Source organism: Cobetia sp. UIB-001 (assembly GCF_044789135.1).
Taxonomy (GTDB): Bacteria; Pseudomonadota; Gammaproteobacteria; order Pseudomonadales; family Halomonadaceae; genus Cobetia; species Cobetia amphilecti.
This window is the reverse complement of the sequence record NZ_CP058244.1, coordinates 721297-736332: the sequence shown is the minus strand read 5'-3', so window position 1 is coordinate 736332 and position 15036 is coordinate 721297. Positions and strand designations below refer to the sequence as shown.

Here is a 15036-nt window from a genome sequence, read left to right as displayed (position 1 = left end):
GCCTGCCCGGCAGGGTCGCCAGTCAACAAAACGCCCCCGACGGAATCCGTCGGGGGCGTTTTCATTTCACGCATTCAATCAAGCAGACCGTCAGGTCTCGCCGAGCAGGCTGTCCAGTGTCATCTCACCGGCGATCAAGCGACGCTTGGCCGCCACACTCAACTGCTTGACGCGATACTCGAGCTTGAGCGCCCGCGAGCGATCGCCGACCACCTGTTGATAACACAGCGTCAACGGCCCCTTGCCGCGCAGCGCTCGCGCACCGCGCTTGCCGCCCTCATGCTCGCTCAAGCGGCGCGCCACATCGGTACTGATACCGGTGTAGAGGCGCCCCTGGGCCGTCTCGAGCACATACAGCGACCACTCGCTGAGCGCCGCGGCGTGAACCGAGCCGTCGGCTGCCTCGCCAGCTCGCGCGCTGTCATCCATCACGCGATCAGCTGCGCACGCTGGCAAGCTCGGCACGCAACTTCGCCAATACGCTGTCGTAGCGGTTGGCATCGCTGTCACTGCGCGCATTGAAGATGGCGGAACCGGCCACGAAGGTGTCGGCACCGGCACGCGCGATCTCGGCGATGTTGTCGACCTTGACGCCACCATCGATCTCGAGGCGGATGTTGTAGCCGGAGGCATCGATGCGACGACGCGCTTCACGCAGCTTGTCGAGGGTGCCGGGGATGAACGACTGGCCGCCGAAGCCCGGGTTGACGCTCATCAACAGGATCATGTCGACCTTGTCCATCACGTAGTCGAGGTAGGAAAGCGGCGTGGCCGGATTGAATACCAGACCGGACTTGCAGCCCGCATCACGAATCAGCTGCAGCGAGCGATCGACGTGGTCGGAGGCTTCCGGGTGGAAGGTGATGTAGCTGGCACCGGCCTCGGCGAAGTCACCGATCATGCGGTCGACCGGCGTGACCATCAGGTGGGCATCGATCTCGGCGCTGATGCCGTAGTCACGCAGCGCCTTGCACACCATCGGCCCGATGGTCAGGTTGGGCACGTAATGATTGTCCATCACGTCGAAGTGGACGATATCGGCCCCGGAGGCCAGCACATCCTCGACCTCCTGCCCCAGGCGGGCGAAGTCAGCGGACAGGATCGACGGGGCAATCTTGAAGTCATTCGGCAGTAGTTCAGACATGTCATCAGGCGCCAGCGAGAAGTGGAAGAGGCATTTTACGCCACCCTCTCACAAAAGACAGGCGCTGTGTGAATGTGCACCGCCAGCCTGCCGATCCGCCGCCGCCCTACATCTGCCTCCCTACTGAGAGTCACTCCCCCCAAAGTCGCCACATCATCTTTCCAAATCAGCCACCAACAAGAATATTGCCGTGCAAAGTTGAAATTGGTGCATTAGCAACTGATAGTTAAGCTGTTCTCTCGGCCCAGTGAGCAGCTCGCTGGCCTTCTGCGCATGTTCCTCGCAATGCACGCGTCATGTCGCATCTCTTATAACGATAACAGGAACCGACACCTCTCATGTTCGACACCTCTCTCGCAAACCGCAGACATCTCAAGGCGCTGGCCGCCGCCGCACTGTTGCCGCTGGCCGGTCTGCTACCGACGGCGATTCCCGCCGCCTTCGCCGAGTCTTCCGCGATTCTGGAAGGCGAGCGCTTCCACCCCCAGGAAGGTCAGCACGGCATGGTCGCGACCAGCCACTATCTGGCCTCTCAGGTCGCACGCGATGTGCTGGCCGATGGCGGCAACGCCGTCGACGCCGCCGTGGTGGCAGGCTTCGCGCTGGCCGTGACCCAGCCGCGCTCCGGCAACATCGGTGGCGGCGGCTTCATGCTGGTGTCGGATGAGAAGACCGGCGAAGTGGTGGCCATCGATTACCGCGAGAAGGCCCCGGCGGCGGCCAGCGAGACGATGTTCCAGGACGAGAATGGCGAGGCGGTCTCCGAGTGGTCACGCTTCACCCACCGTGCGGCAGGCGTGCCCGGCACAGTCGCCGGCCTGGCCAAGGCGCTGGAAGACTACGGCACCCTGAGTCTCGAGCAGGCGCTCGCCCCGGCCATCAAGCTGGCCGAAGACGGCTTCGTGATTCCGACGCGCTTCGCCAAGGGCTTGAGCGATGCCAAGGACCGCCTGGCCAAGTGGGACAGCACCGCCAAGGTGTTCTACAAGCCGGATGGCAGCAACTATCAAGCCGGTGAGCTGTTCAAGCAGCCGGAACTGGCCGCGACCCTCAAGCGCATCGCCGCCAATGGTCCGCGCGAGTTCTACGAGGGCGAGACCGCCCGCCTGATCGTGGCCGAGATGGAGCGCCACGACGGCATCATGACGCTGGATGATCTGAAGGCCTACGAGCCAGCCATCCGCGAGCCGGTCCACGGTACCTATCGTGGCTATGACATCTTCTCGATGAGCCCGCCCTCCTCCGGCGGCGCGCACATCGTCGAGATTCTCAACATGCTCGAAGGCGATGACATCCAGGCGATGGGCTTCAATTCCGCCGCCACCATCCACGTGATGGCGGAAGCGATGCGCCGTGCCTACGCCGACCGCTCGGAGTATCTGGGTGATACCGACTTCGTCGATGTGCCGCTGTCGGGCATCATCTCCAAGGACTACGCCAAGGAGCTGCGCGCCCAGTTCGACATGAACAAGGCCACTCCTTCCAGCGAGGTCAAGCCCGGCAAGCCGCAGCCCTATGAGTCCAATCAGACCACCCACTTCTCGATTGCCGATGGCAATGGTCTGGCCGTTTCCAATACCTACACCATCAACTTCAGCTACGGCTCCGGCATCGTGGTCGATGGCGCAGGTTTCCTGCTCAACAACGAGATGGATGACTTCTCCGCCAAGCCGGGCGTGCCGAATGCCTATGGCCTGATCGGTGGCGTCGCCAACAAGATCGAGCCGAACAAGCGCATGCTGTCTTCCATGAGCCCGACCATCGTGATGAAGGATGGCAAGAACTTCCTCGTCACCGGTAGCCCCGGCGGCTCGCGCATCATCACCACCACGCTGCAGGTGATCATGAACGTGATCGACCACGGCATGAACATCCAGTCGGCGGTCAGCGCACCGCGCATCCACCATCAGTGGCTGCCGGACGAGATTCGCATCGAGGCGGGCATCAGCAAGGACACCATCCGCCTGCTCGAGGCGATGGGCCACAAGGTGGTGACCAAGGACGCCATGGGCGCCATCCAGTCGATCATGATCGACGACGGCACCTTCTACGGCGGTGCTGACCCGCGTCGCTCCACCTCTTCGGCCATGGGGCTGTAGACGACGGCTGCGACGGGGTAGCCTCTGCACCGCGTTGCCGAGCTGCCCCATCAATGACGCCTTGACCCCATTGATGGGGCGGGCTATCTGTGACGGGCGACACTTCGGTGTCGCCCGTTCGCGTCTTGCTGCGCCATCACGCCCTCTGCCCTACAAGGTGCCCTCGTGTCCTCAACCAAGTCACTCACGCCGCCCATCTCTGGCTGGCGGCTATGGGCCAACCGCTATCCGGTCGCCTTGATCGCTCTGGCGCAGCTGTTCGGCACCAGCCTGTGGTTCACCCCCAATGCAGTACTCACGCCGATGCTGGCGAGCTGGGGCTTTACCGGCGATAGCGCCGCGGCACTCGGCCAGCTGACTTCCTCGGTGCAGGGCGGCTTCATCGTCGGCACCCTGGGTCTGGGGCTTGCCGGCCTGGCGGACCGTTTCGCGGCGCGCCATCTGTTCATGGCTTCCTGCGTGCTGGGCGCGCTGACCAATCTGGCGTTGTTGGTCGCGCCGGGACTGCTGAGCGCCTCAGGCTTGCGCGTGCTGACGGGGCTGGCACTGGCCGGCATCTACCCCATCGGCTTGAAGCTGATGGTGCAGACCGCACCGGACCGTGCCGGTGCCGCACTCGCCTGGCTGGTCGGCATGCTGGTGCTTGGCACCGGGCTGCCGCATGCACTGGCCGCACTGCAACAGGGCGAAGGCATGCAGCTGCCATGGGGCGCAGCCATCAGCACTGCCTCGCTGCTGGCCATCGTCGGTGCCGGTCTGGTCGCCATGCTGGCCCCACCGGCGGCGAAAGCCGCCACAGCCCCGCGCCAAGCAACAGCGGCGAAAGACGGCCGCAACACCTTTCTCGCACGTGCTACACGAGGCCTGGCGGCCTGGCAATATCCCGGCTTCGTGCGCGGCGCACTGGGCTACTTCGGCCACATGTGGGAGCTGTACACCCTGTGGGCGCTGACACCTCTGCTGCTGACCCAGATGGCCAGCGCGACAGGCGTGACGCTCTCTCCTGCCAGCCTGGCCTGGCATAGCTTCCTCGTCATCGCCATCGGCGCGCCCGGCTGCGTCATCGGGGGCTGGCTCTCGCGCAGCCGAGGCAGTCTGTGGGTGGCGCGTCTCGGACTCGCCGGCTCGGTGACGCTGACGTTGATCTTCGTCGCTGCTACGCAGCTTGAGGCCGGTTACGGCGTGCTGCTGGCACTGCTGGCGCTGTGGAGCCTTCTGGCCGTGATCGACTCGCCACAGTTCTCGGCACTCGCCGCGGGCGGCACGCCGGTCGAGCTGCAGGCCAGCGCCCTGGCGATGATGAATGCCTTCGGCTTCAGCCTGTCACTGGTCTCGATCGCCTTGCTCACGCCGCTGATCGCCGGCCACGGCAGCCTGCTGTTGCTGGCCTTGCTGCCCGGCCCGCTGTTGGGCCTGCTGGCCTTGAGCAGACGCGTCGACGGCGCATGAGCCATGGGCTACGGGCCATGAACCTCAACCACTGTCGCTTGCAGAGGACAGCCGTGAGCCTGAATTTCCACTACGCTCGGGCGCCATTCTGGCCCTATACTCGCGCCATTGTGCTCCGGCCATCCCGTGCTGCAGGCGAGATATTGGCAACGGATGGCCGAGATGACTCCCATGACAACCGGCCTCAGGCCCAGGAACCCCGATGATGATGCACAAGTTGCGCACCACCTGCATGAGCGTGGCACTGATCGCCACGGCGGCACTTCTCAGCGCTTGCGGCACCAGCCCGCAGCGCCTGTACGTCAATCCGCAGGTCGGCGAGATGGGCGTGGTCGGCCACGGGCAACAGGTGGTGGTGGACGTGCTCGATGAGCGTCCGTCAGAGCGCATCGGCTCTCGCGATGGCGCCACCAATGCCTCGAGCTATCTGGTCGTGCCGACCGGCGACCTGACACCCAAGCTTGAGGCCCAGACCGTCAGCGCCCTGCGCCGCATGGGCTTCGTGCCGGTGTCCGCCGAGCAGGCCAACCAGGGCGCAGCAGAGCTGACCATCTCGCTGACCGAGCTGGCCTATGGCGTGAAGCGTGGCGGCCTGATCACCGATACCGCGACACTCAATGGCGTGATCAAGGCCGTCGCCGTGTCCGGCAAGCAGCGCTATACCGGCAGCTATACCGCGACGCGTGATCAGGGCTATGCCCTCAAGCCGAGCCAGGAGAAGAACACCGAGATGGTCTCTGAGGTGATCGGCGATGCGCTGACTCGCGCCTTCCAGGACACCACGCTGATCCGCCAGCTCGACCAGTAGGCTTGATCAGCAAGCTCGATCAGTAAGTTCGACAGCAGCTCGCCACCAACGAAAACGCCACCGCCGCCCATTGGGCGGCGGTGGCGTTTTTCATGAGGACTGGACTTTCAAGAAGACTGGACCTGACTGACAAGTTCACCCCTGAGTCGTCAGCGACGCGGTCCCTTGCGCACCAGACTCCATACCGTCTCACGCAGCCCGCGCTCATCCGGGGCGCGACGCTCCAGCACCTCAAGCGTGAAGTTGGCGCTCAACAGCTGACGAATCTCGTCTTCGGCGACATGGAACGGCGGGCCCTGATGCTGCTCCGTCTGCCGCTCGAGACTGATCAACAGGCCACGCGCGCCCGGGGGCAGCAGCTGCGCCAGATGGAAGGCGTAACGCTGCCGGGTGGCCGGCGGCAAGGCGATCAGCGCGGCGCGATCATAGAAGGCGTCGAGATGATCGACATGGTCGATATGGAAGTGGAAGAAGTCTCCGCACCACAGCTCGACCATGCCCTGGCGGAAGCATTCGAAGTGCTCCAGCCGATAGCGCGAGACATCCCCGGCGCCTTCGGCGACGAACTGCTCACAGGCCTGGCGTGCAAGCTCGATGCCCAGCACCGGATAGCCCTGCGCCGCCAGCCAGCGCATGTCGAGACTCTTGCCACACAACGGCACCAGCACCTTGGCGCCCGCCGCGATCTCAAGCCGCGGCCACCAGCGCTCCAGCGCCGAATGCGTCGCGGGCAGATGAAAGCCGATCCGCCCTTCCTGCCATCGCGCCAGCCAGGGGTCGCTGGCCGGCGTCGCGTCCATCGTCGTGTCTTGTGCCGACATGAGCTGGCGCACTCCCTCTGCTATCGGTTACCGGGATGCCTTACAGGAAGCCGTGACGCTTCTTCTTGCGACGCGGCAGGTGCGGCACGATCAGGCCGACCAGCAGGCCGACACCCGCCACGCCACCGCCGTACATGAAGTAGCGCATCAGCAGGTCCTGCTTCTTGGTATCGAGCTTGGTTTCCATGTCCTGCATCTTGCTGCGCGCCTGGGCAAGCTCGGCTGACTGGCTGTTGCTGGCCTGCTCAAGCTCCTCGATGCGCGCCTGACGCGTCTCGAGGCCGGTCTTCATGTCCTCGACACGGGTTTCCCACTCTTCATTGATGCCGTCGAGCTTGGCAGTCAATTCCTTGACCCTGGCGCTCAGCTCGGGCACCCGGGCATTGACGCTCTGGGTGTCCTGCAGGTCAGCGGAGGGAATCCACACCACGTCGCCGCTGGCGGTGCGGATCTTGCTGTAGTCATTCTGGACCTCGAGCAGCTCGACCGGCTGGCCGGCTTCCACCGTGCCCACGATGCGGTAGCCATCCGTCGGGCCACTGCGCACGAAGGTGGTGAGGTCATCGGCGACCCAGCGGTCGGTGGCCGCATTGGCCAGCGGTGCGCCCAGCAGCAGGCTGCCGGCGACGCCAGCCCCCAGCACCACACGGCGCAGTGAGCGCGCAAGCGTCGAACACGGCGATCGGGGTGACAGGAGACCGAAAGATGAAGGGGTGCTGGTAATGGAGAATCGCGTCATATCGTGTTCTTCATGGCTGTCTAAGGGCGTAAGCCGACCGTGTCAGGCGTGTGGGCATGAGGAGCAAGCGCGCTGAATCCTGCGTCCCCACATGCCGAACATGATCGACCGCTTTTGGGCGAAGGAAGCCTCGCCCTGTCTGCCCATGCGGTGTCTGCCAGGTTGCGCAATGCAAGGCGTCCTGCCTGGCATCGCTGTCGCGCTTGGACGTACGGTAACGAAATTGCCGCGAGAAAAATCCGAGACTGTCATTTCAGTGTCTTCAGACATCCACACTTTCTGTGGATAAGTCTTGGGACAACCTCAAAGGGGCAGGTCTGCGCACGGCGAAATGCCTGCCCCGCCAACAAATCGATCAAATTTTAACCAGCTCAGGCAGCCGGGCTATCGGCATGAAAACCTCAACAAATCAAGCCATTGACAGCCTGATGTGCGTTGCGCAACACCTGCCTGATAACTATGAAACATGCCAAGCCCCTGTTGTAGCGTCAGGGCATGCGCGGGCTTTCTCGTGAGGATACCACAGCCACCATCAGGCTGAACCGGTGGTTGGCAGGCATCCTCCTCATTGCTGACAGCGATGCGACAGGGCTGGCCGCATGGCCGGCAGACTCCTATACTGTGCCGTCCCGATTTTGGCCTCGACCCGATCAGCGTGCCGCTTGGCACAGTATCGTCGCGCCCTCGATTCCCGGCCAGCCATCGGCGCCGGGGCTCATTCATTACAAGTCGCGCCCGCTTCTCCTGACCGCTTCCTCTTGCCCTCACCGTGTTGAGTGTCCGAGCGTGAAGTGAATGAAGCCCCGGCGCGCAGCTCAGAGCGTTCACACAAGGCAATGGCGAAGAAACTCTTCATCAAGACTCACGGCTGCCAGATGAACGAGTATGACTCCGCGCGCATGGCGGATCTGCTCGGCGAATCGCATCAGATGGAAGTCACCAGCGACGAATCCGAAGCAGACGTCATCCTGCTCAACACCTGCTCCATCCGCGAGAAGGCGCAGGAAAAGGTGTTCCACCAGCTGGGACGCTGGAAGAAGCTCAAGGAAAAGAACCCGGAGCTGGTGATCGGCGTCGGCGGCTGCGTGGCCAGCCAGGAAGGCGACAACCTGCGCAAGCGTGCCCCGCATGTGGACATGGTGTTCGGCCCGCAGACTCTGCACCGCGTGCCGAAGATGCTCGACACCCGCCGCGACAGCCTCAAGCAGATTTCCGTGGTCGACGTGACCTTCCCCGAGATCGAGAAGTTCGACAACCTGCCCGCGCCCAAGAGCGACGGTGCCAGCGCCTTCGTCTCGGTGATGGAAGGCTGCTCCAAGTACTGCACCTTCTGTGTGGTGCCTTACACCCGCGGTGAGGAAGTCTCGCGTCCCTTCGAGAAGGTGATGGATGAAGTCATCCACCTGGCCGACCAGGGCGTGCGCGAGATCAACCTGCTGGGCCAGAACGTCAACGCCTACGCCGGTCTCAACCAGCTGGGTGAGGAGATCGACCTCGCCGAGCTGATCAGCTGCGTGGCGCAGGTCGAGGGCATCGACCGCATCCGCTTCACCACCTCGCATCCGCTGGAGTTCAAGGACTCGCTGATCGAGGCCTTCGGTGAGATCCCGGAGCTGGTCAGCCACCTGCACCTGCCGGTGCAGTCGGGCTCCAACCGCATCCTGGCGGCGATGAAGCGCGGCCACGAGCGTGACCTCTACATCGACAAGCTCGAACGCATCCGCGCGCTGCGCCCGGACATCAGCTTCTCCTCCGACTTCATCGTCGGCTTCCCGGGCGAGACCGATCAGGACTTCATGGACACCATGGACCTGATCGGCCAGATCGGCTTCGATCACTCCTTCAGCTTCATCTACTCCGCGCGTCCGGGCACCCCGGCGGCGAATCTGGAAGATGACACCCCGGAAGAGGTGAAGAAGGAGCGCCTGCTCATCCTGCAGGAGCGCATCAACCAGCAGGCGATGCAGATCGGTCGCAAGATGGTCGGCACCACCCAGCGCATCCTGGTCTCCGGCTTCTCGCCGCGTGACCCGGGCCTGCTGTCAGGGCGCACCGAGAACAATCGGGTGGTCAACTTCCGCGCCGCCAACCCGACCGAGCTGATCGGCTACCTGGTGGATGTCGAGATCACCGAGGCCTACCCCAACTCGCTGCGCGGTGAGCTCAGCTCGCCCTACCGCTATTGATCGCTCGTCGCTCACGACATTGACGAGGCGCCATCAGCCCCCACTATCAAGCAGATAGCCACGCTGGCCGTACAGGACAATTGCCCTGTACGGCCATCGCGCATTAAGCTCTCTTGAGACTTCGGCAACGCGTCACCATTGACACTGAAATGGCGCCGTCATGCGCCGTGGCGGGCAGAGCGCCCCGTGCATCACGCGCGTGCATCTGCCATCGCGGCTGCCCCTCATCGCCAAGCATCATCGTCACTCATCACTATCAGGATATTCGACGCCTTGAGCCACCAGTCACAGCAAGCCAATCGCATTCTCAACATGACGCTTGAGCCGGCAGACCCGCAGCGTCTGGCCAGCCTGACCGGCCAGCGCGACGAGCATCTCAAGCTGATCGAATCCCGGCTCGGTGTCACCCTGCGCAATCGCGGCAACGACTTCCAGATCGCAGGCCCCGCGGCCGCCGTGAAGGCGACCGCCAACGTGCTGGAGCATCTGTATCGCGAGACTGGCGCCGGCGAAGTCGATGCCGAGACCGTTCATCTGTTCCTGCAGGAATCCGGCGTCGAGGCACTGGTCGAGGCCGCCGAGGACCAGGGCGCCACCTACGGTGATGTGGTGATCCGCACGCCCAAGGTGCTGGTGCGCCCGCGCGGCTTCAACCAGCAGGGCTATGTCACCGAGATGCGCAATCACGACATCAACTTCGGCATCGGCCCGGCCGGTACCGGCAAGACCTACCTTGCCGTCGCCGCTGCCGTGGAAGCGCTCAACAACAACGAAGTGCGACGCATCCTGCTGGTGCGTCCGGCGGTCGAGGCCGGCGAGAAGCTCGGCTTCCTGCCGGGGGACCTGGCCCAGAAGATCGACCCCTACCTGCGCCCGCTCTACGACGCCCTGTACGAGATGCTCGGCTTCGAGCACGTCAACAAGATGATCGAGCGCCAGATCATCGAGATCGCGCCGTTGGCCTACATGCGCGGCCGGACGCTCAACAACGCCTACATCATTCTCGATGAGTCCCAGAACACCACGCGCGAGCAGATGAAGATGTTCCTGACGCGCATCGGTTTCGGCTCCACCGCCGTCATCACCGGTGACGTTTCACAGGTCGATCTGCCGCGTGGCACCCAGTCAGGTCTCGCGCACGTGATGGAGGTCCTCAAGGACACCCCGGGGATCAGCATCACGCGTTTCCTGGCCAAGGACGTCGTGCGTCACCCGCTGGTGCAGCGCATCGTCGAGGCCTACGACACCTTCGAAGCCGCGGAAGAGCAGCAGGAAGGCGAGCGTCGCGAGCAGCGTCAGGCCGAGCGCGAAGCCCGCATGGCGGCGCTGAATGCCCAGAGCAACGTGCCGCCTGCCAGCACCCCGACGGGAGGTAGCCAGTGAGCGAAGCCCCTGCGGTCGTCGTGGACCTGCAACTGGCCATCGGCGAGAGTGAATTCGATGGCCAGCCGCTGCCGGCCAGCCATCAGCTGGAAGCCTGGGTGGCGGCTGCGCTGCTGGCCGCCGCGGAAGATGGCGCGCTGGAGCGCGATGCCAGCGCCGCCGCGGCGCCGTACGAGCTGACCGTGCGTCTGGTGGAAGAAGCCGAGAGTCAGGGCCTCAATCGCGATTATCGCGGCAAGGACTCCCCGACCAACGTGCTGTCCTTCCCGCATGAGCCACTGGATCTGGACGACTTCGCCCTGCCGCCGGAACTGGCCGCGCGCTTCGCCGAGGAAGGCGATGACGACAGCCTGCCGCTTGCGGGCATGCCGGAGGGCGACCTGGACGCCGGCGAAGAGGAAGGTCTCGACGGTCACAACAGCGACGATGTCATGCTGGCGTCAGACGCCATGAGCGAAGCTGACGAGGCAGATGCCTCTGACGCCGCGTCTTCTGGCTTCTCGACTTCTGGCGCCGCGTCTTCTGCCCTCGGCTCTGCGGCTACCGAGACCGCGGCTGAGCAAGCTCTTGATGAGCAGCGCTTTCTGGGCGACCTGATCATCAGCGTGCATGTCGTCGCCCGCGAGGCGCGGGAACAGGGCAAGTCGCTGGAAAATCATTTCGCCCACATGCTGGTCCATGGCACCTTGCACTTGCTCGGCTATGACCATATCGAGGACGATGAAGCCGAACGCATGGAAGCGCTCGAGCGTCATGTGCTGGCAGGGCTCGGCATCGCCGACCCCTACCGGGAAGAGAATCACTGATGCCGGCGCCCCTGCGCATCGGCAGCACCCGCCGTCGGGTGGTTCGGGGCTTGTCCCCGGGTCACTCGGCTGCCCCGATACCACCACGACGATGGGGTATCGCCACCGAGGAAAAGAGAAACTAACGCATGAGCGAAGACCGATCGGGAAGCCAATCGAAAACCTGGCTCGATAAGCTGTTCGGCGCCTTCTCAAGCGACACCGACGAACCCAGCTCCCGTAGCGAGCTGCTCCAGTTTCTGGCTGAGGTAGGCCCACGCCTCAACCTCGATCAGGACGCCATCGCCATCATCGAAGGCGCGCTGGAAATCAGCGACCAGCAGGTGCGCGAGGTGATGATCCCCCGCTCCCAGGTGCAGGCCATTCAGGTCGATCAGCGCCCGGAGGAGTACCTGCCGCTGATTCTCGAATCGGCTCACTCCCGCTATCCCGTCATCGACGAGAACCTCGACGAGGTGCTCGGCATCCTGCTGGCCAAGGACCTGCTGCCGCTGATTCTGCAAAATGACAGCGAGCGCAAGCGCTTCGATCTGCGCGAAGCGATCCGTCCGGCGATGTTCATCCCCGAATCCAAGCGCCTCAACAGCCTGCTCAAGGAATTCCGCGAGACCCGCAATCACATGGCGGTGGTCATCGACGAGTACGGCGGCACGGCAGGCCTTGTCACCATCGAGGATATCCTCGAGCAGATCGTCGGGGATATCGAGGATGAGCACGACACCGATGAGGATGAGGACATCCGCGAGCTGGGCGATGGCCAATTCGCCGTCAGCGCGCTGACCACCATCGATGACTTCAACGAGCACTTCGATACCGACTTCTCCGATGAGGAATTCGACACCATCGGCGGTCTGATGATTCAGCGCTTCGGTCACATGCCGCGCCGTCAGGAATCCACCGATTTCGCCGGCTGGCGTTTCACGGTGCTCAATGCGGACAATCGTCGCATTCGTCAGGTACAGGTATGCCGTCTGGAAGATGCCACCGGTGACGCGCCGCCCTCGGCCGAGCATCGTGCGCACATCAGCGGCGAGTGATTCATGGCCTGACCACAGGCTGACCCGATAGAGGACAATGCCAGACACATCCGCCGATGTGTCTGGCATTTTCAAGGAGAGCGGCATGTCAGATTCCCCCCGCGCGAGGAGCTTCCCGGGCGCCTCGTTGCTGGCCAATGTACTGGCGATCATTGCCGGGGTACTGGTCACCCTGAGCTTTGCCCCCTTCGAGCAGTGGTGGCTGGGCCCGATCGGCGCAGGCCTGCTCTACGGGGCGCTGCGCATGGAAGGCGGTGGCTTCCTGCGCGCCTGGTGGTTCGGGGTCGGCCTGTTCGGCAGCGGGGCCAGCTGGGTCTACGTCTCGATCCATGATTATGGCTATACCGGCATGCCGCTGGCGGTGCTGCTGACGATGCTGTTCGTGGCCTGCATGGCGCTGTTCCCGATGCTGTGGATGGGCCTGTGGCAGCGCTTCTGCTCACGCAAGCTCGATGTGCTGTCATTCGCTGCGGTGTTCGTGCTCAGCGAGCTGTTCCGTACCTGGGCCTTCACCGGCTTCCCGTGGCTGCTGCTGGGCAACAGTGCCGTGGGCTCACCGCTGGCCAGTTGGGTGCCGGTGCTTGGCGTCTACGGCATCTCGCTGATCATCGCGCTGTCCGGTGCGCTGCTGTGGAATCTGGCGCTGCGCCGCCGCTGGTGGGCGATCGCGCCGCTGCTCGTGCTGTGGAGCGCGGGTCTGCTGCTGCCGACCAGCTGGACACAGTCCGGCGGCCAGCCGGCACGCGTCGCCCTGCTGCAAGGCAACCTGCCGCAGTTGATCAAGTGGAGCGCCGAAGGGCAGCGTCGTGCGGCCAATACCTACGCCGCGATGACGCGCGCCGTGCAGGACGATGCTGATCTGATCGTGTGGCCGGAGACGGCACTGCCGATGCTGCGCGACCAGGCCGAGCCCTTCCTCGAGCGCATCCAGGCAACTCTGCCGCCCAAGACCGGTCTGATTACCGGGATCGTCGAGCGTGACGCCGACAATCGCTTCTACAACAGCGTGATTCCCATCGATGACCCGTCGGCCCAGTATCGCAAGGAACATCTGGTGCCCTTCGGCGAGTATGTGCCGCTGGAAAGCTGGTTGCGGGGCATCATCGGTTTCCTGGACCTGCCGATGTCGAGCATGCAGTCGGGCGACAGCCAGCAGCCGCCGCTGATGGTCAGCGGTCTGCGCATCGGCGTGGCGATCTGCTATGAGATCGTCTATCCAGAGCTGGTCCGCCAGCGCGCCTTGAGCTCTACCGTGCTGCTGACCGTCTCCAATGACACCTGGTTCGGTCACTCCATCGGGCCGCTGCAGCACCTGCAGATGGCTCAGCTGCGCGCGCTGGAAAACGGCCGCTATCTTCTGCGAGCCACCAGCAATGGCGTCACGGCGATCATCTCGCCGCAGGGTGAGATCATCGCCCAGGCACCCCAGTTCGAGGAGGCCACCGTCACTGGCGATATCCGCCTGCAACTGGGCATGACGCCCTGGATGCACTACGGCCTGCTGCCGGTGTGGATCCTGATCGCGCTGCTGCTGGCGCCGGGCCTTGTGCTGGGCATCAACGAATGCCTCAAGGCGCGCCGTCAACGCCCGCAGGACGCCTGAGGGCCAGAACGTGTGAGTCCCCAGGGCCTCAGACGCTTGAACGCTCAACCTTACCCGTTGCCGGGCCGATGCCCGGCACTGCCTCTGCACAAGCGAGACCACAATGGGCATCACCGAGTTACTCGGCATCATCAAGGACCTGGTATTGCCGCCCGGCGGGCCTCTCCTGCTGCTGTTCCTGGCCATGCTCGTGCTCAAGCGCTGGCCGGGCCTGGCACGCGCCATGATGGTCGTGGCCATCCTGGGCATGTGGCTGCTGTCCTCGCCTGTCGTCTCCACGCGCCTGATGTCAGGGCTGGAGCGCATTCAGCCCAGTGAGCCGGCAGAGTGGATCCAGGCGCAGGCCGTGGTCGTGCTTTCCGGCGGACGCTACTACGACGCCCCGGAGCTGCAGGGCCGCGATCGCATCAATGGCGAGACGCTCAGCCGCCTGGACGAAGGCGTCCGCGTGGCCCGCAACGCGGAGCTGCCGATTCTGCTCACCGGTGGCAAGGTATCGTCCTCCGATGACGGCACCCTCGCCGAGCTGATGCAGCGCTCGCTGATCGATGAATTCGACTACCCGGCGCGCTGGCTGGAGAACCGCAGCGAGAACACCCAGCAGAATGCGCTCTTCACGCGCGAGATGCTCGAGCAGGACGACATCAACAAGATCGTGCTGGTGACCAGCGCCTGGCACATGCCGCGCGCGATGCGCAATTTCCAGAACCAGGGCTTCCGCACCATCATCCCGGCGCCGGTGGGCTACACCACGGTGTCCGGACTGGGTATCGATGCCTGGATCCCCAACAGCTCCGCGCTGACCCAGTCACGCTGGGCACTGCACGAATGGATCGGCTGGCTGGTGGGTCGCTAGACCCGACAGCGCTGTTGGCAAGACAAGCAAAGGACTGCTGGCAAGACACACGAAGGGCTGCCCATGGGCAGCCCTTCGTGTGTCTATATAACCCGCTCATCGGGA

The 15036-nt window shown here is 64.0% G+C and carries 13 protein-coding genes; 9 read left to right on the top strand and 4 right to left on the bottom strand.

All coding sequences use genetic code 11. The annotated features are described in order from the left end of the window. Positions 1 to 90: 90 nt before the first annotated feature. Both HA399_RS03085 and rpe read right to left on the bottom strand, forming a co-directional pair. Positions 91 to 429 carry a GIY-YIG nuclease family protein gene (locus HA399_RS03085; RefSeq protein ID WP_404326897.1) on the bottom strand — a complete coding sequence of 113 codons (339 nt, stop codon included), beginning with the start codon at positions 427 to 429 and terminating at the stop codon, positions 91 to 93. Positions 430 to 436: 7 nt separating this feature from the next. After that, positions 437 to 1144 carry a ribulose-phosphate 3-epimerase gene (gene rpe / locus HA399_RS03080; protein WP_043335268.1) on the bottom strand — a complete coding sequence of 236 codons (708 nt, stop codon included), beginning with the start codon at positions 1142 to 1144 and terminating at the stop codon, positions 437 to 439. Between the two features lie 338 nt (positions 1145 to 1482). On the opposite strand from rpe, the gene ggt reads away from it, so the two are divergent. The 3 genes from ggt to HA399_RS03065 all read left to right on the top strand — a co-directional run bounded on the left by ggt (position 1483) and on the right by HA399_RS03065 (position 5500). After that, positions 1483 to 3243 (top strand): gamma-glutamyltransferase, encoded by a 1761-nt coding sequence (ggt, locus tag HA399_RS03075; protein ID WP_404326021.1) that lies wholly within the window; start codon positions 1483 to 1485, stop codon positions 3241 to 3243. Positions 3244 to 3408: 165 nt separating this feature from the next. Further along, positions 3409 to 4692, top strand: coding sequence for an MFS transporter (locus HA399_RS03070; protein ID WP_404326019.1), 1284 nt, complete (start codon positions 3409 to 3411; stop codon positions 4690 to 4692). Between the two features lie 202 nt (positions 4693 to 4894). Further along, positions 4895 to 5500 (top strand): YajG family lipoprotein, encoded by a 606-nt coding sequence (locus tag HA399_RS03065; RefSeq protein ID WP_052384762.1) that lies wholly within the window; start codon positions 4895 to 4897, stop codon positions 5498 to 5500. Between the two features lie 149 nt (positions 5501 to 5649). Here HA399_RS03065 and tmpT read toward each other — a convergent pair whose 3' ends face one another. Together tmpT and HA399_RS03055 are read right to left on the bottom strand one after the other, a co-directional pair. Further along, positions 5650 to 6321, bottom strand: a complete 672-nt coding sequence (gene tmpT, locus HA399_RS03060) for a thiopurine S-methyltransferase (RefSeq protein WP_225996460.1) — start codon at positions 6319 to 6321, stop codon at positions 5650 to 5652. 40 nt (positions 6322 to 6361) lie between these two features. Further along, entirely contained in the window at positions 6362 to 7060 is a 699-nt protein-coding gene (locus tag HA399_RS03055) for a TIGR04211 family SH3 domain-containing protein (protein WP_082388145.1), read from the bottom strand. Positions 7061 to 7896: 836 nt separating this feature from the next. On the opposite strand from HA399_RS03055, the gene miaB reads away from it, so the two are divergent. From miaB to HA399_RS03025, 6 genes are all read left to right on the top strand, one after another. Next, positions 7897 to 9246: a tRNA (N6-isopentenyl adenosine(37)-C2)-methylthiotransferase MiaB gene (gene miaB, locus HA399_RS03050; RefSeq protein WP_043335279.1), complete on the top strand. Its 1350-nt coding sequence runs from the start codon at positions 7897 to 7899 to the stop codon at positions 9244 to 9246. A 273-nt stretch (positions 9247 to 9519) separates the two neighbouring features. Beyond that, positions 9520 to 10629 carry a PhoH family protein gene (locus tag HA399_RS03045; RefSeq protein ID WP_052384763.1) on the top strand — a complete coding sequence of 370 codons (1110 nt, stop codon included), beginning with the start codon at positions 9520 to 9522 and terminating at the stop codon, positions 10627 to 10629. Beyond that, positions 10626 to 11435, top strand: a complete 810-nt coding sequence (gene ybeY, locus HA399_RS03040) for an rRNA maturation RNase YbeY (RefSeq protein ID WP_404326016.1) — start codon at positions 10626 to 10628, stop codon at positions 11433 to 11435. Before HA399_RS03045 ends, ybeY begins: the two co-directional genes overlap by 4 nt. Before the next feature lie 128 nt (positions 11436 to 11563). Then, positions 11564 to 12472, top strand: coding sequence for an HlyC/CorC family transporter (locus HA399_RS03035; protein WP_052384764.1), 909 nt, complete (start codon positions 11564 to 11566; stop codon positions 12470 to 12472). 85 nt (positions 12473 to 12557) lie between these two features. Continuing rightward, positions 12558 to 14075 (top strand): apolipoprotein N-acyltransferase, encoded by a 1518-nt coding sequence (gene lnt, locus HA399_RS03030; RefSeq protein WP_404326013.1) that lies wholly within the window; start codon positions 12558 to 12560, stop codon positions 14073 to 14075. Positions 14076 to 14178: 103 nt separating this feature from the next. Next, positions 14179 to 14931 (top strand): YdcF family protein, encoded by a 753-nt coding sequence (locus HA399_RS03025; RefSeq protein WP_043335281.1) that lies wholly within the window; start codon positions 14179 to 14181, stop codon positions 14929 to 14931. The last annotated feature ends 105 nt before the right edge of the window (positions 14932 to 15036 follow it).